The 18,603-nt window shown below is 45.8% G+C and carries 20 protein-coding genes; 6 read left to right on the top strand and 14 right to left on the bottom strand.

The genetic code is table 11. The features are described from left to right. Nucleotides 1-20 precede the first annotated feature (20 nt). Nucleotides 21-92 (bottom strand): membrane protein YpdK, encoded by a 72-nt coding sequence (ypdK, locus tag OGV98_RS04645; RefSeq protein ID WP_010723117.1) that lies wholly within the window; start codon nucleotides 90-92, stop codon nucleotides 21-23. A 343-nt stretch (nucleotides 93-435) separates the two neighbouring features. Here ypdK and OGV98_RS04650 point away from each other — a divergent pair, with 343 nt between their 5' ends. Next, nucleotides 436-1,053, top strand: coding sequence for a lysozyme inhibitor LprI family protein (locus OGV98_RS04650; protein WP_003839265.1), 618 nt, complete (start codon nucleotides 436-438; stop codon nucleotides 1,051-1,053). Nucleotides 1,054-1,094: 41 nt separating this feature from the next. Here OGV98_RS04650 and lpxP read toward each other — a convergent pair whose 3' ends face one another. Then, a complete protein-coding gene (lpxP, locus tag OGV98_RS04655) occupies nucleotides 1,095-2,015 on the bottom strand; it encodes a kdo(2)-lipid IV(A) palmitoleoyltransferase (RefSeq protein WP_003845019.1) in 921 nt (306 codons plus the stop codon). A gap of 440 nt (nucleotides 2,016-2,455) precedes the next feature. On the opposite strand from lpxP, the gene OGV98_RS04660 reads away from it, so the two are divergent. Further along, nucleotides 2,456-2,698, top strand: a complete 243-nt coding sequence (locus OGV98_RS04660) for a YfdY family protein (RefSeq protein ID WP_003028231.1) — start codon at nucleotides 2,456-2,458, stop codon at nucleotides 2,696-2,698. 106 nt (nucleotides 2,699-2,804) lie between these two features. Here the strand turns inward: OGV98_RS04660 and pgtP are convergent, their stop codons facing one another. After that, complete coding sequence (pgtP, locus tag OGV98_RS04665) at nucleotides 2,805-4,196, bottom strand: phosphoglycerate transporter PgtP (RefSeq protein ID WP_003839270.1); 1,392 nt, start codon at nucleotides 4,194-4,196, stop codon at nucleotides 2,805-2,807. A gap of 415 nt (nucleotides 4,197-4,611) precedes the next feature. Between pgtP and pgtC the strand changes: the two genes are divergently transcribed. Genes pgtC through pgtA form a run of 3 tightly spaced genes read left to right on the top strand, consistent with a single transcriptional unit; the run spans nucleotide 4,612 to nucleotide 9,054 of the window. Further along, nucleotides 4,612-5,811 carry a phosphoglycerate transport regulator PgtC gene (gene pgtC / locus OGV98_RS04670; protein ID WP_103790837.1) on the top strand — a complete coding sequence of 400 codons (1,200 nt, stop codon included), beginning with the start codon at nucleotides 4,612-4,614 and terminating at the stop codon, nucleotides 5,809-5,811. Between the two features lie 11 nt (nucleotides 5,812-5,822). Next, the gene (pgtB, locus tag OGV98_RS04675; protein ID WP_170926233.1) at nucleotides 5,823-7,817 is read left to right on the top strand and encodes a two-component system sensor histidine kinase PgtB; all 1,995 of its coding nucleotides are present in this window, start codon (nucleotides 5,823-5,825) and stop codon (nucleotides 7,815-7,817) included. Next, complete coding sequence (gene pgtA, locus OGV98_RS04680) at nucleotides 7,807-9,054, top strand: two-component system response regulator PgtA (protein ID WP_003839279.1); 1,248 nt, start codon at nucleotides 7,807-7,809, stop codon at nucleotides 9,052-9,054. Before pgtB ends, pgtA begins: the two co-directional genes overlap by 11 nt. 105 nt (nucleotides 9,055-9,159) lie before the next feature. On the opposite strand, the gene OGV98_RS04685 is transcribed toward pgtA, so the two are convergent. Both OGV98_RS04685 and OGV98_RS04690 read right to left on the bottom strand, forming a co-directional pair. Beyond that, complete coding sequence (locus OGV98_RS04685) at nucleotides 9,160-9,699, bottom strand: DUF2058 domain-containing protein (protein ID WP_003839289.1); 540 nt, start codon at nucleotides 9,697-9,699, stop codon at nucleotides 9,160-9,162. Between the two features lie 112 nt (nucleotides 9,700-9,811). After that, nucleotides 9,812-10,765, bottom strand: coding sequence for an AraC family transcriptional regulator (locus OGV98_RS04690; RefSeq protein WP_202581129.1), 954 nt, complete (start codon nucleotides 10,763-10,765; stop codon nucleotides 9,812-9,814). A gap of 49 nt (nucleotides 10,766-10,814) precedes the next feature. Here OGV98_RS04690 and OGV98_RS23525 point away from each other — a divergent pair, with 49 nt between their 5' ends. Beyond that, nucleotides 10,815-11,345 (top strand): helix-turn-helix domain-containing protein, encoded by a 531-nt coding sequence (locus tag OGV98_RS23525; protein ID WP_044714095.1) that lies wholly within the window; start codon nucleotides 10,815-10,817, stop codon nucleotides 11,343-11,345. Nucleotides 11,346-11,536: 191 nt separating this feature from the next. On the opposite strand, the gene OGV98_RS04695 is transcribed toward OGV98_RS23525, so the two are convergent. From OGV98_RS04695 to OGV98_RS04735, 9 genes are read right to left on the bottom strand one after another with little or no spacing between them, the layout of a single operon-like run. After that, the gene (locus OGV98_RS04695; protein WP_003845032.1) at nucleotides 11,537-12,187 is read right to left on the bottom strand and encodes an MgtC/SapB family protein; all 651 of its coding nucleotides are present in this window, start codon (nucleotides 12,185-12,187) and stop codon (nucleotides 11,537-11,539) included. A gap of 18 nt (nucleotides 12,188-12,205) precedes the next feature. Continuing rightward, nucleotides 12,206-13,198 carry an urea transporter gene (yut, locus tag OGV98_RS04700; protein ID WP_080975650.1) on the bottom strand — a complete coding sequence of 331 codons (993 nt, stop codon included), beginning with the start codon at nucleotides 13,196-13,198 and terminating at the stop codon, nucleotides 12,206-12,208. A gap of 32 nt (nucleotides 13,199-13,230) precedes the next feature. Next, a complete protein-coding gene (locus OGV98_RS04705) occupies nucleotides 13,231-14,181 on the bottom strand; it encodes an urease accessory protein UreD (RefSeq protein WP_049002840.1) in 951 nt (316 codons plus the stop codon). After that, nucleotides 14,156-14,815 carry an urease accessory protein UreG gene (gene ureG / locus OGV98_RS04710; protein WP_003845037.1) on the bottom strand — a complete coding sequence of 220 codons (660 nt, stop codon included), beginning with the start codon at nucleotides 14,813-14,815 and terminating at the stop codon, nucleotides 14,156-14,158. The genes OGV98_RS04705 and ureG overlap by 26 nt, the downstream gene beginning before the upstream one ends. Before the next feature lie 12 nt (nucleotides 14,816-14,827). After that, on the bottom strand, nucleotides 14,828-15,529 hold the full coding sequence (locus OGV98_RS04715) for an urease accessory protein UreF (protein WP_032939218.1): 702 nt from the start codon (nucleotides 15,527-15,529) through the stop codon (nucleotides 14,828-14,830). Nucleotides 15,530-15,548: 19 nt separating this feature from the next. Further along, entirely contained in the window at nucleotides 15,549-16,112 is a 564-nt protein-coding gene (locus OGV98_RS04720) for an urease accessory protein UreE (RefSeq protein ID WP_003845040.1), read from the bottom strand. A 13-nt stretch (nucleotides 16,113-16,125) separates the two neighbouring features. After that, complete coding sequence (locus OGV98_RS04725; protein ID WP_003845042.1) at nucleotides 16,126-17,844, bottom strand: urease subunit alpha; 1,719 nt, start codon at nucleotides 17,842-17,844, stop codon at nucleotides 16,126-16,128. Nucleotides 17,845-17,853: 9 nt separating this feature from the next. After that, complete coding sequence (locus tag OGV98_RS04730; protein ID WP_202581130.1) at nucleotides 17,854-18,282, bottom strand: urease subunit beta; 429 nt, start codon at nucleotides 18,280-18,282, stop codon at nucleotides 17,854-17,856. Between the two features lie 18 nt (nucleotides 18,283-18,300). Further along, nucleotides 18,301-18,603 carry an urease subunit gamma gene (locus OGV98_RS04735; RefSeq protein ID WP_003845045.1) on the bottom strand — a complete coding sequence of 101 codons (303 nt, stop codon included), beginning with the start codon at nucleotides 18,601-18,603 and terminating at the stop codon, nucleotides 18,301-18,303.

Consider the following 18,603-nt stretch of genomic DNA (forward strand, 5'->3'; position numbering starts at 1 on the left):
TTTTTGCTGCGTCTTTTAATTTAGATCATCAGGGCGAAAGTACCGGCCCAAACGATGACCATAAAAGAAATGCCCATAAAGAAATATTTCACTTTTCATCTCTCCGCATACCTTGGGTATGTCTAAATGAACATATGCTTACCTGACAGAGAGCTGATGCACGCATAAACGAAATGGAGAATTCCCCTCGTTTACTTGACTGCATCACCTCAGAATTCTGAGCTTTAATGCTCCAGACGGCGCTAATGTACGCCTAAAAATGAGGTGAGACAAGAGGCATTTTTTTATTTAATTTTAATAACTTACAAGTGTCGTGATTCGGCGACAGTTTAATTTCTTTCGGTAATAAATTGCTATTGAGCGACGGAATGCTTACTCGGATAGTTCTCATATCGCCATGATGTTAATGCGGTTAATTTTTCGCGGAATTTAATAATGAAAAGGTTAAAAATGACCAGGTTAATGATGTTAGCACTCGCTCTTACGCCGTTGACGTCGATGGCGGCCTCGCCGCTGGCGTTCAATTTCAGCTGCGCAAGTATTGGTGGTGTGAATAGTGATGGTAAAGGCAATGTCTGGATTGATGGCGGGAAGGCGACGGTGAAGGCTTTCAATGAAAACTATTGGGAGGCGACAAGTGGTAAAAATACCGTTTCTATCTCCCGCAAAGATGACGGAAATCCGGACGTATCCTGGACTGGACCTAATCGTAAGCACGGGGTTTGCCTGCCGGAGGATAATATTGATTATTCTCCAGCGAAAAAATCGACTAACGCAGGTCCGTCTTACTCCTGCTCTGCTGTTCAAAAGGGAAGTGCGGAAGATATTATTTGCCAGAGCCCATCGCTCTCTGCAATGGATCTGAAATTGAACGAAATTTTTAAACAGGCACTGGCTAAATCGAAGAATGATCCGATGTTAAAAGCAGAGCAGCGCGGTTGGATCAAAGGACGCAACGAGTGCTGGAAGGAGAAGGATGATGAGCCAGCCTGCATTGCCCGAAGCTACAGCGAACGAATGACTGAACTCCACAATAAATGGGGCGTGAAGTAATTCAGCCGTAGAAAAAAAGAAAGGCCTTGCGGCCTTTCTTTTCAGATATATAACGAGGCTTCACCCATCGGGCGCGTTTTGAAGCGACGGTGGATCCAGAGATACTGCTCGGGGGCGCGCATGATCTCTTTTTCGATAATTTTATTCATATAGGCCGCTGCCTGGCACTCATCAGCCGGGTAACCTTCCATTTCAGGCGTGATGAACAGGCGATAACCAGAGTTATCTGCTTTTCTCACCATGGTTACGGTCAGCATCGCTGCACCCGACAAACGCGACAGCACGTAGGTACCGTTGGTGGTTGCCACATCTTTGACGGCAAAGAAGGGGGCAAATGAGCTTCCTTTACGACCGTAGTCCTGATCGGGGGCAAACCATACGGCTTCTCCTTTTTTCAGAGCGCCGACGATACCACGCAGATTATTTCTGCCGATCATCGCCTTGTTGGAGCGCATACGACCGCGGGTTTGGATCCACTCCATCAACTTATTGTTGTGCGGGCGATAGGTCGCCATCATTGGCTGACAAAGTCCCATTACGCGGCCACCCAACTCGAGCGACATAAAGTGTACACCTACAACCATCACACCACGATTTTGCAACTGGGCGCGTTTCAGGTTGTCCAGTCCTTCTACATCAAACCATTTACGCACCCGACGGTCCGGCCAGAACCAGGCCATACCTGTTTCAAGTAGCCCCATGCCGAGTGAACGGAAATTCTCATCGACCAGTTTGTCTCTTTCTTCCTGCGACAAATTTGGGAAACAGAGTTCGAGATTTTTACGTGCAATAGATTCACGGCGTTTTAAAAATGGACGAGCCAGCGTTCCTGTACGGGTACCAAGAAAACACAATACGGGATAGGGAAGCTGTACCAGTAACCAGAGCACTCCAACACCAAACCACGTGAGCCAGTAGCGCGGATGCAAAAACGCGCGTGAAAATTTACATTGGGGGAACATAAGCACCTGTTGTTGATACGAAATAGATGTATCGCGAAGATTCTTTGTCTTTCGCTTTACTCTCTTTACTGATCGTTAGGCCGCCATGAACGACATTGGTTCCTGTAAAGAGTGTAAAACTGAGTCAGGACAAAACCACGAGGGGGCATGAATGATCGGACGCACAATGTACACCCGAAAATTAATGTCAGCCAGAAATAATTACTCAAGATTCGTAAATGTTTTTAAGGCGATTAAGAACAAAAATTAACCTATATATAATCCGTTGTTTTTATGCAGATTAAATAAATGTCTGCCCGAGAGAGTAATAGTATGCAGGTGAAGGATTTTTGTAACTAAGATGTTGCTGAAATTGCACGAGGATAGGAATTGTCTTAGAATATAAAGTTAAGGGAGTGTAAGGACTTACGTTAAGTTTACGGCAAACAGGAGGTATCGCTATGCTCTATTTCTGGATCTTTCTCGCTCTGAGCATTTTGTGCGTCAGTTGCTATATCTGGCAGGTTATGGGCGCTGCGGCGTCAATCAGCGCTTTTCTCGGCATGGCCATCCTTACGGCATTAATTTACTTTTTTACTATGCGATTGACCAATGGTAACGAAATGGTAACCGGGTTATTCCTGTTTCTTGCTCCTGCTTGCGGTTTAATTATTCGCTTTATGGTGGGTTACGGTAAGCAATAATTTGGAATGTTACGTTTAGCAATAAATTATCACGTTGAGCTTTTTTATTTATCTGAGTTATTGAAGTGCCAGCATCGCTGGCACTTTTTTGTGAGAGCGAAATGAATTACCGGGCATCCGCCAACTGGAGTGAGGCTTCCTCTTGCTGAGCATTTTTTCGCTGCTGTTCGAGCTCCAGCGCGCCACGATGAGAGAGGTAGCAAAACAGGATGCAGCAGACAATCCCACCCATCAACAGATAGAATCCGCCATGCCATCCCATTTTGTCGACCATTACGCCAAACAGGCTGGTTCCCAGCGACGCGCCAAAAATGTAGCTCATAAATCCGCGTAAACCTACCGCTGACCCCACTGCGAAGCTGGGGACGATTTCCATCGTCTGAACAGAAGCGAGGAACTGTGGAACATAGATCAGGCAACCCACAATGGCGGCAAAAATAGTGACCATCAGCAGGGATTCACTTTTCCAGTAGCCGATCAAACAGACGAAAATCAGCGCCATACAAATCATGGCCAGCGGCATGCGACGGCCTTTAAACAGTTTATCGGTAAGCCAACCCGCCAGTAATGTGGAAGGGATTGCTGCCCATTCAAAAAACAGAAAAGCGATGCTCATTTGCTCTTTCGAGAAATGTTTTTCGGTTAATAAATAAATTGGCAACCAGCTAATCATGCCAAAACGCACCATATAGACGAAGACATCTACCAGTGAAACATACCAGGCATTCTTATTACGCAGCACATAGGTGCAGAAGATCTGGAAGGCACTCATATTTTCTGGCGCCTGGACAGTGTGTCGGGAATTTAATACGACTTTTTCTTCCGGCATCATTTGTTCCAGAGCCGGTAAGCCTTCCTGGCGTGGTGAACCTTTCCCCAGCATTAGCACAATAAAAGCGAACAGGACGGCCACACCGGCCGGAACAATATAGCTGGCACTTTGCCAGTGCTCGCTCCCCAAAATGGCAAAGGCGGCACCCACGATCGGGGCAACAATACCACCGCCAACATTGTGAGAGATATTCCAGAATGCGCCAACGCGTCCACGTTCTTTACGCGGAAACCAGTTGGCAATGGTAATAAATGAAGGGCCAACGCCCATACCCTGGAACAAACCATTGAAAACGACCAGAGCGGCAAAAATCCAGAATCCGGTACTGAATCCTAAACCGACGTTTACAATGGCGCACAGAATCAGGCCGCATGCCATAAAGACCTTAGGGCTGGCCTTGTCTGCCAGGCTGCTCATAATGCCTTTACTGATCCCATAAGCAATAAGCATGCAGCTGCTGAGTAGACCAATTTGTGTGGCACTGAGATCCAGATGTTCCTTCAGGTACGGTGTTGAGAGCGTGAAGTTATTGCGCACAATATAGTACGCAAGATAGCCAAGAAATACGCTGAGTAATGCCTGAATGCGGTATCGGCCATACGTTTCCTGGACTTTCTCCGCCGGGACTTTATTTGCCGCTGGCCCTGCTTTAAATATTGATAACATATCATCACCTAAATTTATATTGATGTGAATATCAGGATTTTTCGCAGTGAAGAGTGAAATAGACGGCAGAGAAACTCAAGTTGATGAAATGAGTCACTATTGACACAATTTGTGGATTGCGTGGCTGATTTTGACTCTTTTTAAATAATGGATTTTCAATTCTATTCTTTTACGGACGTTTTTATCATCGGCGTGTGCGGATATTAACAAATTCAGGCTGCATTTTCGGGTATTCTTTACCGATGCCGTCACTTTCCGTTTGGTTATTCTACGAATAACCTTATTCTTCACTCTGGCAGTGATAAACGGGTAAGTTTTGTCTCAATATTATTTTTTGCACATGTTGGTATTTATGAACGGGATCACAAACAGACTTTTGGACCGGGGCCGTTGTTGGGCGATCTCGCTCTGTTTTATGTCGCTGTCGGTGAGTTGTCTGGCGCAGGGTAAAGAGCTGGTAATGGCAACAACCTTTTCACCGGGGGCAACGGCCTGGATTATTCAGCGTTGGCAGACGGAACCGGGGTCGGTGATGATTCGCACATTAAACCGGACCAGCAGTTCACTGGAACAACTGCTTGATACTGCCAATGCGGAGAACGTCGATTTGATTTTGACCTCGTCGCCCATGCTGTTGCAGCATCTTCAGGAGCATCAGAAGCTGGCGCCCTTCGATAATGTGCTGCCGGAAAGCCAGCGGCTGGTGCCGGACTCGATTCGTTCTACCTCCGTGGCTGTTGCGATATCTGGTTTTGGCCTATTGATTAACCGTTCTGCGCTGGCGGCGCGTCATTTGTCGCCTCCTGCTGACTGGGGGGATTTAACGCATCCTAAATATCAGAACGCTTTGTTAATGAGTAGCCCGTCGCGTTCCGATACCAACCATCTGATGGTTGAGTCGTTGCTACAGCAAAAAGGGTGGGAAGAGGGCTGGGCGACATTACTGGCGAGTGCTGGAAATTTGGTGACGATTTCATCACGCAGTTTTGGCGTAGCCGACAAAATTAAGAGCGGCCTTGGCGTTGCGGGGCCGGTCATTGATAATTATGCCAACTTGTTGCTTAACGATCCTCACCTGGCGTTTACCTATTTTCCACGCTCGGCGGTATCGCCAACCTATGTTGCTGTTCTCAATAACAGCCAGCATCCCAATGAAGCGCGTCGTTTTATCCGCTATTTGTTAAGCCCGGAGGGACAGCGGATCCTTGCGGATGCGAATACGGGGAAATACCCGGTAACGCAGCTCGCATCTGATAATCCCCGCGCTGCTCAGCAGGCTATTTTAATGAACCAGCCTGCGCTTAATTATCGGCTGATCCTTAAGCGGCAACAGTTGGTGCAGCGGATGTTTGATACCGCCATCAGTTTTCGTCTTGCGCAACTAAAGGATGCATGGCGGGCGCTATACAGTGCGGAAGCTCGCCTGAAACGCCCGCTACCCGAAATCAGAGCCTTACTGACCAGCGTTCCGATAGATGCCAAAAGTAGTGAAGATGAAGCCTGGCTTGCGCAGTTTGATAATAAAAGCGTTGCCGAACAGCAGATGATGGAGTGGCAGCTCTGGTTTCTTAAAAATCAGCGTCAGGCGATATCAAAACTGGAAGAATTAAAATGAAAGGTGGATCGATACTGCACCGTCTGCGTCAGCTCAGCATCAGCAGCAGTCTGCGAGGAGCCTTTCTGACGGGTGCATTACTGACGTTGAGCGTAAGCTGCGTCAGTTTGTACTCCTGGCATGAGCAGAGCTCGCAGATACGCTATTCGCTTGATGATTACTTCCCGCGCGTGCATTCCGCTTTTTTGATTGAAGGGAATCTCAACCTGGTTGTGGACCAGCTTAATGAATTCCTGCTGGCTCCCAATACGACGGTAAGGCTGCAACTGCGCAATCAGATAATCTCGCATCTGGATAAAATCGAAGTGCTGAGCAGGGGATTGCAACCAGCAGAACAGCAGCAACTGGCGGTGATTTTGCAAGACAGCCGGGCGCTGATGGCGGAACTGGATCGGGTGCTCTACAACATGTTCCTTGTACGCGAAAAAGTGAGCGAACTTTCCGCGCGCATTGATTGGCTACATGATGATTTTACTACTGAGCTGAATTCACTGGTGCAGGATTTTACCTGGCAGCAGGGGACGTTGCTGGATCAAATCGAGGCCAAAAATGGTGATGCGGCGCTGTATCTCAAACGTGCCCGAGAGGTGCAAAACGAGCAGCAGCAGGTTTACACCCTGGCAAGAATTGAAAACCAGATCGTTGATGATTTACGCGACAGGCTTAATGAACTGAAATCGGGTAGCGACGACGGAATGCTGGTGGAGAATCACATCCGCTACCTGGAAAATCTGAAGAAAACGGCGGATGAAAATATCCGTACCCTTGATGACTGGCCCAGCACTATCACCCTGCGACAAACTATCGATGAGCTGCTGGAAATCGGGATGATGAAAAATAAAATGCCCGATACCATGCGAGATTATGTCGCAGCGCAAAAAGCGCTCGTTGATGCCAGCCATGCCAGAGAGGCCACACTTGGGCGCTTTCGAACACTGCTTGAAGCGCAACTGGGGAGCAGCCATCAGCAAATGCAGACGTTTAACCAACGGCTGGAACAAATTGTTCGTGTCAGCGGTGGACTTATCCTGCTGGCGACGCTGCTGGCGCTACTTCTCGCCTGGGGGCTTAATCACTTTTTCATTCGTTCGCGTCTGGTGAAACGTTTTACTGCGCTCAACCAGGCCGTGGTGCAAATTGGTCTTGGCAGAACGGATGCCACTATCCCGGTATATGGACGCGATGAACTGGGGCGTATCGCAGGCTTGCTGCGCCATACTCTGGGCCAGTTGAGCGCGCAAAAAAATCAGCTGGAGCAGGAAGTGACCGAGCGCAAAGAGATTGAATCCGATCTTCGCGCAACGCAGGATGAGCTGATCCAAACCGCAAAACTGGCGGTGGTCGGCCAGACTATGACCACGCTGGCGCACGAGATTAATCAACCGCTGAATGCGCTGTCGATGTACCTGTTTACGGCGGGGAGGGCAATTGAACAGGGGCAATCCGCTCAGGCCAGAAGCACATTAACCAAAGCGGAGGGACTGATTACTCGCATTGATGCCATTATCCGTTCGCTGCGTCAGTTTGCGCGCCGGGCCGAGCCAGGTACGCCTCTGCATCCGGTCGATCTCCGACAAACGTTCAATGCTGCCTGGGAACTGTTGTCCATGCGGCATAAGCCACAGCAGGGTACGCTGACGCTCCCAGATCGGAGCGTGTGGGTGGCTGGTGATGAAGTGCGTATTCAGCAGGTGCTGGTAAACGTCCTGGCAAATGCGCTGGATGCCTGTCCGGTAGCGGCGAAAATAGATGTTCACTGGCAGGCCGAAGGCAGCCGGTTGTGCGTATTTATCAGCGATAACGGCCCCGGCTGGCCTGGGGCATTATTACCATCACTGTTAAAACCGTTTACCACCAGTAAGGATGTTGGCCTCGGTATTGGCTTATCGATTTGTGTATCGTTAATGATGCAAATGAACGGCGAACTGCGCCTGGCGTCAACCCCGGGGCGCAATGCCTGCGTCGTTCTGCAATTTAATCTGACGGATGTAAACGATGTTGAGTGATGAATATTCTGTTCTGCTTATTGATGATGATGCCGATGTTCTCGACGCTTACACCCTGTTGCTTGAACAGGAGGGATATCATGTATTCGCATGCAGTAACCCTTTTGATGCCCGAAATTGGTTGCAGGCCGACTGGCCAGGGATTGTCCTGAGCGATGTGTGTATGCCTGGCTGTAATGGAATCGACCTGATGACGTTGTTTCATCAGGATGACAATCAGCTTCCGATCCTGTTGATCACCGGGCATGGCGATGTTCCGATGGCGGTGGACGCGGTGAAGAAAGGGGCGTGGGACTTTCTGCAAAAACCGGTTGATCCTGGCAAACTGCTGGTGTTGGTAGAGGATGCGTTGCGTCAGAGAAAATCTGTGATTGCACGTCGTCACTATTGCCAGCAAAAGCTACAAGTTGAACTGGTCGGCTACAGTGACTGGGTTAATCAGTATCGCCAGCGTTTACGGCAACTGGCGGAAACGGATATTGCCGTCTGGTTTTATGGCGAGCCGGGAACCGGGCGTATGACCGGGGCCCGTTATTTACATCAACTTGGGCGCAGCGCTGAAGGCGCGTTTATTCGCGGTGAACTGACACCCGGGAACTCGGAACAACTCAATGACCTTATTGCCCAGGCGCAAGGGGGAACGCTGGTTCTGAGCCATATTGAGTGCCTGACGCGTGAACAGCAGCACCATCTGGTGCATTTGCAAAGCCAGGAGCGACGTCCGTTTCGCCTAATTGGCATTGGCGCCACTTCGTTGGTGGAACTGGCGGCAACCAACCAGATTGTGGCCGAACTCTATTACTGTTTTGCGATGACGCAAATTGGTTGCCAGCCGTTGTCTCAGCGCCCGGATGATGTTGAACCGCTGTTTCGCCATTATCTGCAGAAAGCCTGTCTGCGTCTGAACCATCCTGTGCCTGAGATTGACGGGGAATTACTAAAAGGTATGCGGCGTCGCGTGTGGTTAAGCAATGTTCGGGAACTGGCCAATGCCGCCGAGCTTTTTGCCGTTGGGCTATTGCCACTGGCTGAAACCGCGAATCCGCAACTGCATTTGCCTCAACCGACACCGCTCGATCGTCGGGTCGACGAGTACGAGCGGCAGATCATTACTGAAGCGCTAAATATCCATCAGGGGCGTATTAATGAAGTCGCGGAGTATTTACAAATCCCGCGTAAAAAACTCTATTTACGCATGAGAAAATACGGACTGAGCAAAGAACACTATAAGTTTTAGCAGGCGGAATGTGGGGATGAAGAGACGTTGACAGTATTTCGGTGGCAGCGTGAGCGTTCACCGAAATATGTGACGAAATTCCGGGTGATTATTGAGAGATTTTGCTTACCACATCAGATCATCAGGAATGACAAAATCAGCATACGGATCGTCTTCATCCTTAGCTTCCTGGCTCAGTTCGCAATTAAGCACGATATAGCTTGCATCGCGCTGGGCAATCTTGTCGGCGACGACTGCCGGAATGATGGCGTATTCGCTCTCGCTACCACTTTCAGCCGTCAGACGGGCAATAGCCAGACGGCCCTTGATCAACTGAGACTGAGTCACCTTATCAACATAGACTTTTTTGATCAGATTATTGTCAGTAAAGTTGTAACCAATATCGCCACGGGTAATGGTGATTTTATTCATTTCAATTAGTTGCTTGATCTGCGCTTTATACTCTTTAGACAACGTGGCCTGCTTCTGTTGTTCGCTGAGTTGCTTATCACGCTCGATCTGCGCTTTTTTATTCTCTTCAACCGCTTCTCTGGCTTCACGAGCCTGAACGCGCGATTTTTTCGCCGTTCTCTGCACTTTCGCCATTTTTTTGCTGCTGACCAGACCCGCTTTAAGCATCTGTTCTTGTAGGGTAAGTTTTGTCATTGTCGCTTCTAATCCAAAAAATTGTTGTAAGGATTATAACCTTAACGTTCGGCGGGATGCCAGAATGTGGAAGCGTTCTCCAGATAGACCAGGGATTTACCCCATGGGTAGTTTATTTGCAAGATGAGAGATGGCCTCCAGGCGCGGTACCCATAACGCGCTTAAATGCCTGATAGAATCCAGATAATGATTCATATCCGACTCTGCTGTAAATATCCTCATTTTTTATACCTCTTCTAAGCAGGTTTAATGAGACATAAATCCTTAATTTACTTAATACCAGATTCGGTGTGTAGCTTGTCGCTTTCAATATACGGCGAATAAATGTCGAGCGCGACATATAGGTGAAGCGAGCCATATCATCCAGTGACCATGAATATTGTGGGTTGTCTATTATCGCAATGATTAATTTGGCTAAGGCTTCATCATTTGCGGCATTCAAGAGATTTACGTCAATATCATATAAGGAAGAAGATTCGCTAATGACATAATGCAATATAGCATCGGTCAGCTGTGCAATAATGCAATTGTTTTCATCGGCAGATGCGTTTACTTCAGTCAGTAGTAACTCAAAGAGAGAGTGTATTTTATTGCTGACGTCGTCTTTTTGTTTGATCACAAAAATGTCCGGAAGTAAGGCAAATAGCAATTGGCTGGCGATTGTTCTGGGTTGAATGAAACCACAAAGTAGATCGGTGGATTCTGAAGATGAGTCTTCAATTTTACTCATCTGTTTGCGGGGTAAATCATCAAGGTTTATATCAGGAGATGAGGCCAGAAAAAAAGGGAAGTTATTAAAAAAGAAGAGGATATCTCCCTTTTCCAGCTTAATACGTGGCTTTTGGTTAAACAAATCCAGCCAGCACTCCCCACTCAGGACGATATGAAAACTCGGTTCACCATAGGAGTATGTTGATGCTTTCCATTCGCTACAATACCTACCGAGGTGGAAGACGGATGTTTTCGCTTCTCCTCCCTTTAGTAGCCAGCCTGCAGTATTCATATTTTCCCCAATATTGTCATTAATAGACTGATTTTGAAACGATGGTGTATAGATAGTTGCCATTGGTGATTATAAGATTTGTTAACTAAGATGCGCATAACAGGAGAGGATAGTGTTTCTGATATTTACTAAAGATATTATGTTGTTACAGGCTATTTATCATCTTTTTAAGAATGATGTGATCGTTCATGTTCAGCACGTACATGAGCTATGTGCTGTAGAAAATCACAATGCGAAAGTGATCATTGATACATTGAATAACAATATTTTCCATACTCGTTTAGCGTATCAATTGGAGAAAATTAAGCCCTCAAAAATTTATATACTCTCACCGTTTAGAATCAAACGTTGCTTCGGTGATACCCCCGTTTTTTTTGTAAATCGAAACGTTTCGCTGAGTAGCTTCATTTCTTTGCTAAATTGCAATGAAAATTATGCTATTACTCCGGAATTATCGCTTTCTCGACGACAGCACCAGATTCTTACCTATATTCTGCAGCAAAGATCATGTTCTTCAATTGCTGAGCAAATGCATATCACATTGAAGACCTATCATTGCCATAAGTATAATATAATGTTACTGCTTAAACTCAGAAAAATGAGTGATTTAGTACGGCATAAGATTTCATGTTATCTATTGTGAAAAAACACCGCAGGTCATTTTTAAAGACCAGGATTAAGTTGTTAAAGTGCAGGGGAAAGCACGTATTGTATAACACAGCTTTCAAAGCATGTATCTCCTAATATAATAGTTAAATCCTATTTTAAATGTAAAAACAACCAATGATAAATAAGATAACTATCGCACATAATATAATTAACATGTGAATAGTGTTATGCCACAGAAACCTCTTTAATTGCAGGGTTTTCTTTAAGTGAAGAAAGTATCTGATTCACTGAGGTTGCGTCCGTATACTCAACGTTTGCCGTGAGAACATGACAATCGGATGTATCATTAGCCAGTGAACGCAATTGGATGCGATATCCCTGTTCAGTAATCCAGGCCAGAACAACCTGCGTAGTCCCGGCTGCAATTCGCATACGTAGATGCAGATGGCGATTTAAAAAGCGGTAGGTAAGCTGACGGAACAACTCCAGCACGATGAGCGCCATAATCGTACCTATGATGCCAACTTCATACATTCCACTGCCGATAACCAGGCCTATTGCCGCGGTGACCCACACATCCGCGGCTGTTGTTAATCCTTTGATGGTTTGTTTTTGTACCAGAATATTTCCTGCACCGAGAAATCCCACGCCAGTGACAACCTGAGCTGCGATTCTGCTGGGATCTAATCCTATATGGGTATGTTCAATAACATCATAGAAACCGTATTTAGAAACTATCATGAACATAGCACTACCAATACCAATCAAGATATGTGTGCGTACACCTGCTTCTTTAGCGCGAATTTGACGCTCCAGACCAATTACGCCACCGAGCAGACTGGCTAATATAAGTCGGAAAAGAAATTCTTCAGTCATGATGATTCTCTCATTGATTCAGGAATGACGATGCTCGGGCATAAATTCTTTATTTGGTACCAGGAATAACCATGATGAAATAACAAATGGCATGGTTAATGTTGGTATACCAAAAGGCATTAAAAGCACATTCATGGCGGCCTGAATAAAAACTGTAAAAATGATCCCTGAGATAGTATAAATAAATACTCGCCAACCAGGTTGATTAAATACGGTGCCCAAAGCAACTGATGTCAGAACGGCACTAAAGGCATACAACCCTGAAGAAATGTCATGAGCATTAGCACCCAGATAATAAGCAAGCAGTGTCGCGATTAGAGAACCGACGACGGCATAGCAGGCGCATACAACAGATTCTACGGCCAGACCTGCAATGAAGAATAAACTTGCAAGGATCCCAGGAAACAAAAATACCTGTGATATCCCATGCAGGGTGCCGTCAATAAAAAAGCTAAACGAGTAACTGCTTGGAGTTGTCGGGATATAATGTTGGGGCAGCTCTGGTAAGGGCAAACCCGAACCATAGATTTCATGAAAGGCGTAGCTGGCCAGTAGAATTACCCAAGTTGTTAGCACAAACGGCGCTGTTAATGCAGCTATTTTCCACGTTTTTAATATATCGGCAATACACACCGTAGCAATAACTGACACGACACTACCAACGATCAGGCAGAACCACATTAACGGCGTTGCAGTGATAAATACCGGAATAGCAATGCCTACCAGACAGCCATTATAGCTATAGAGGCCGTCCCGCCAACCTTTTACATCATGAGTTATGGCTCCTGTTATTGAAGCAAGGACAGTTCCAATTACACATCCCCATGCAGCCAAAGGATTATTATTGCTATAAGCAGCGATAAATATAGCAATAAAAAACAATACCCCTGTGAAGGGGTTGTTTTGAAACATTACCTGGGCACAACCACGTAGTGATATATCAATGATTTTGAGAATGTAGTGCTTATCAATATTATTCTTCCATAATACTGGGATTGGATGTGTTGTCATCATTATTTACCAGGGTAAAGTAGGGGCGATGATTATTTTTTCCAGATAAAGGGGGCCGGTAATTCTGCATTCAGAACGACTTTTCTGGTCGTGGCCCACACGGTACGAATATGTTTTTTTATAATACTACTGTCATTAGCTAATATCTTGAATATAAGACCCGATTCCGCAGGGAGTGTTGACATCCCATAGCAGCAATCTTTGCCGTAATGAGCTTTGAAGGTCGACAGAATGGATGCAATATTTTCTACTGGGGTTAATATAAAAATAGTGCCGATAATTTGAAAACTTCCAATAACCCCAATTTCTGTCATGGGATGCTCCTTGGGGCTTAGCACAATTTGTTCCTTGAAAAGGATATTCCCCGACTCATCTTTTGCAGATACAGTTGAGGAATAATAATCAAAACCATTAAGCTCGTTTTCATGATGATAACGACGTCCCGGTATAATAACTTCTGAATAAATAAGTGTTGCGTTTCTTTTATAATCAATAACGGTATCGTTAACAAATCTTGCATTGCGATGCAGGATTAAAGGATCGGGTAGGTATTCCAGATAGGAATTCTCGTTAAGTTGGATAAATTGAATTTGCGCGCCATAGTTTTTATCCATCGAATGTACTTTGGTTGCTGATTGTGTGTTGACGCTGGCGAAAGCATTTTCACCCACATTAATGGATAACACCATGCGATCTCCCTGCAGAACACAGCCTGAAGTCGATATCACGGTCACGCAGGGAAGATCAGGCAGTGCCTCGTCATGATACAATGCCTTTTGCGCAAATAATGGTGTGCGCTTTTCCATACGATGAAGAATGCTTTTTCTCCCGGAACGCGTGAAACCCAGGTACAAAAAACCATCTTTACCGATTGCCCCACTGGGCATTTGCTCTGGCTCCTGACGATACTCTTTTGGGATTTGCTTGTCCCAACGTTTCCGGGTCTTCTCTACCTCGTCATTTATATTCTGTGGATGAGTCATCTTGTTTTCCTTCAATAGTGTGACCAAATAAAAAATCGCGCTCAATCATATCCACCAGTTGTTCAATGCCTTCACCTGTTTTACAGTTAGTTAAAATATAAGGACGATTATTTCTGACATAACGGGTATCCGCTTCCATTACCTCCAGACTGGCACCTACATAGGGCGCTAAATCAATTTTATTGATGATTAATATATCGGCCTGTACCAGGCCTGGACCATTTTTACGTGGAATCTTTTCACCTTCAGCGACGTCAATAACATAGATATAAAAGTCAGCTAATGCAGGACTGAAAGTGAGGGTAAGGTTATCTCCACCGCTTTCAATCATGATTAAATCGCTATCCGGGAATTTATCTTCCATTTCTTCCACGGCCGCAATATTCATACTGGGATCTTCGCGCACTGCTGTGTGTGGACATGCCCCTGTTTCAACGCCAATGATTTTTTCTTCTTCTAATATTCCTTTCAGTGTTCTTTTGACCTGCTTTGCATCCTCCGTAGTGACCACATCATTAGTCACAATCAGAGGTTTATATCCGCGACGAATAAGAACGGGAGTAATAACTTCAATAATGGCCGTTTTTCCTGAACCCACGGGACCACCAATGCCAATTCGAGTAATTTTTTTCATTTCTAACCTCAGTTAATTCATAAACAAACGTACATGGGCATCGACATGAACAGCTGCCAGAATGTCGATCATCGGTGAAAAAGAAGACATTTCTTCCGGTCGGGTGTTGAGCGCCATTTCAGCGTAATCAGGAAAAAGTGACGTGACTTCGGCCAGAATTTTTTGGCTATCCAGATGTGTGATCCGCATCAGTCTTTGCGCGGCACTGAGAATGGTCATTGCTACGCCATAAAAATGCATGGCCAGCATCGCATCTTCATCAAGATCTAAATGGCTCATGAGTAGCCCATGGGAAACAGGGTAGGTGCCAACAACCGTTCCCTGGCGAATTTGCTCGAGCCACCAGTTAAATACCGGATCAGGGTAAATAGCGGCTGAAAGTTCAGTTAATTTTTTTCCCATTCTTTGGGTCATCAGTCTGGGTTCTGGAGATAATTTTCTACTGATCAAATCATTATCAATTGAGATAAGCTCATTTAACCTGTTACTGCGGCAGGCGCGCATGGTTTGTATTTGCGCGACAGCATCGCACTTTGCGGCCTGCAATAGGGCGGTACAGACATACTGCTTCAGGGTTTGCCGATTGTAGACAATGCCGCAAGATATGGCAGATTCAACTCCACAGGAAAAAGTAAATGCCCCGACAGGAAGGACTGAATCGCCAAATTGTAGTATCCGAGCGATATTAAGTAACCTATGTGAGCTCTCTGACATGATTGGCAACCTTATTACGTTAGTGGTCAATGTGTACATGCGTATGCGCTTCTTCTGTGCCACCAAAAAGAAGTCGGGATTCAGACGGTGTTAAGAGCGGGATGACTTTTTCACCTTCCGTAAAATAGTATTGCCCTTCAATGTAACCATGAGATTTCATGACTGAAGCCAACATTTTGTCGGCTACAACAATAGGAATAAAAACACAGTATCCTTTTATGACGGCTTTCCAGTGCTGATTTCCTAAAGCGTGACCTAGTTCAAACGCTCGGGTGAGAAGGTCAGTGATTTTTTCTACGCCAAATAATCCAAGATCGACAACCATTACGCGCCGTAGCTGTATTTTTACCGTAAGTAAATATCGGTTGGCTTTATCATATAAAAGAATATCACCATCATTTAGGCGGATATGACGGTCCAGCGATAAACCGATATCGTAGCCGAATTGACTTTTTTTCCGGCAACGGCTTTTCTGTGCTTCCCATTGTTCAAGAACCAGTACATCGTGTTTAATTCCTTCAGCGGAGAGATCAAGCTCGCCACGGGAATTTATATTTCCGAGGGTTTTTTCGATTAAATACATAACAGCTTTCCTTTTAACCAAAGAAATATTTTTGATTCATAACAGCAGTTTGAATGGGCTGGCAGGTTGCATGCACACCATCAACCTTTACGGCAAATGTTTCTGGGTTCACATCAATGTGTGGGGTTGCATTGTTTCTGATAAGGTCATGTTTGCTAATGCTACGACAGTTATTAACTGCAACCACCTGTCTCTCAAGCCCGGCTTTTTCTTTAACACCATCCTCAAGGGCAGCCTGTGATACGAAGGTAATGCAGGTATCCTGCAACGTTTTTCCCATAGCACCAAACATAGGGCGATAGAAGACGGGCTGAGGAGTTGGCAGAGAAGCGTTAGGATCACCCATTAAGGACCAGTTAATCATCCCCCCTTTAATAATAAGTTTCGGCTTGGCCCCAAAAAATTGAGGTTCCCAGAGTACAAGGTCAGCCATCTTACCCACTTCAACAGAACCAAGAATATGGCTAACACCTTGTGTAATGGCAGGGTTGATCGTAATTTTGGCAACGTATCGAAGAACACGGAAATTGTCGTTATTCGGATTGTCTTCCGGTAATTTCCCGCGAGCGACTTTCATCGCATGCGCAGTTTGCACCAGACGCAGCCAGTTTTCTCCTACGCGACCCATTGCCTGAGAATCGCTGGAGAACATGGATATAACACCCATATCATGCAGAATGTTTTCTGCTGCAATCGTTTCAGGACGAACGCGGCTTTCTGCAAATGAAACATCGGCAGCAACGTTAGGATTCAGGTTGTGGCACACCATAATCATATCGAACAGTTCTGCCTGGCTGTTAATACCAAAAGGTAACGTTGGATTGGTCGAACTTGGCAGAACGTTTGGTTGGCTGGCGACCTTAATAATATCCGGAGCATGACCACCGCCAGCGCCTTCTGTATGAAAGGTGTGAATTGTCCGTCCTTCAAAGGCCGCAATCGTATTTTCAACATATCCGGCTTCATTGAGGCTGTCAGTATGTACGGAGACCTGAATATCCATATCATCGGCGGTGCGAAGTGCGTGGCGGAGCGAGTTTGGCGTGGCACCCCAGTCCTCATGCACTTTCAGCCCAACGGCACCGGCAATAATTTGCTCCTGGAGGGGAGCTTTACTGTAGGCATTGCCTTTGCCCAGTAGGCCAATGTTGACTGGAATACCTTCCCATGCACGTAGCATGGCACGCATATTCTTTGGTCCAGCGGTCACAGTGGTACCATTTGTACCATCAGTGGGCCCAATTCCTCCACCGAAGAAGGTGGTGATACCGTTAGACAATGCGGCATATGCTTGCTGAGGGGAGATCAGATGAATATGAGAGTCGATACCTGCCGCAGTCAGAATCAAGTGTTCACCAGAAATAGCGTCGGTACTAAGCCCGACCGTCATCCCTGGCGTGACGCCAGACATAATTGCTGGGTTGCCGCTTTTACCAATGCCCGATATCAATCCATCCTTAATACCAACATCTGCTTTAATAACCCCTAGTTTGGCATCAACTATCGTGACATTGGTAATAACTAGATCGAGAACGCCCTGGTCGCGGGAACACTGATTATTAGCACCCATACCATCGCGTAATGATTTTCCGCCGCCATAAACCGATTCGTCACCATAACCGCGTAGATCTTGTTCGATTTCAATATATAAATCAGTTTCACCTAAACGAATTTTATCACCGATCGTTGGACCAAACAGGCTGGCATATTCCTTTCTGGATATTGTTGGCATAATAGGTCCTCAGCTAGGATTAGTAGGCATTTTGAAACCGGCTTGCCGGGCGTTATCAATGAGTGATTTTAACTTCATGGGATCGTTGATCACTTCAGCGAACTGTTCACCGGTCATGTCGACAAGGTTATTAAAACCAAAAATATCGTTATTACCGCTATAGGGGATAAGTTCTATTTCTATCTCATCACCGGGTTCAAAGCGAATGGCTGTTGTGGCGGTAATATTTAAGCGTTTACCCAGTGCGCTTTCGCGATCAAACTCCAGTTCTTTATTAACTTCAAAGAAATGAAAATGTGATCCTACCTGGACCGGTCGATCCCCTGTATTCTTGACACGTACTTTGGTTACAGGTTTCTCGGTATTAAATGAAATAGGGGAGGCTCCCAGAACGTAGCCACCATAGGGTACATTTTCTGCTTCTTTGTTCTGCGACATAGTCTATTTCTCCCGCTCTTAACGAATAGGGTCGTGCACGGTTACCAGTCTGCTGCCATCGGTAAAAATAGCCTCAACCTGTATTTGTGGGATAAGGTCAGCGACGCCTTCCATAACGTCGTCTTTAGTCAAAACATCTCTTGATTTATTCATGACGGTTTCCAGATCATTTCCTTCTCTGGCACTTTCCATGGCAGTTGACGCAATAATAGAAACGGCTTCCGGATAATTTAACTTAATTCCTTTTTCTTTCCGACTTTGCGCCACGCTGGCAAGTGAGTAAATCATGATTTTCTCTATTTCTCTGGGGCTAAGTTTCAT

It is taken from the genome of Citrobacter sp. Cf136 (assembly GCF_030333815.1).
Taxonomy (GTDB): domain Bacteria; phylum Pseudomonadota; class Gammaproteobacteria; order Enterobacterales; family Enterobacteriaceae; genus Citrobacter; species Citrobacter freundii.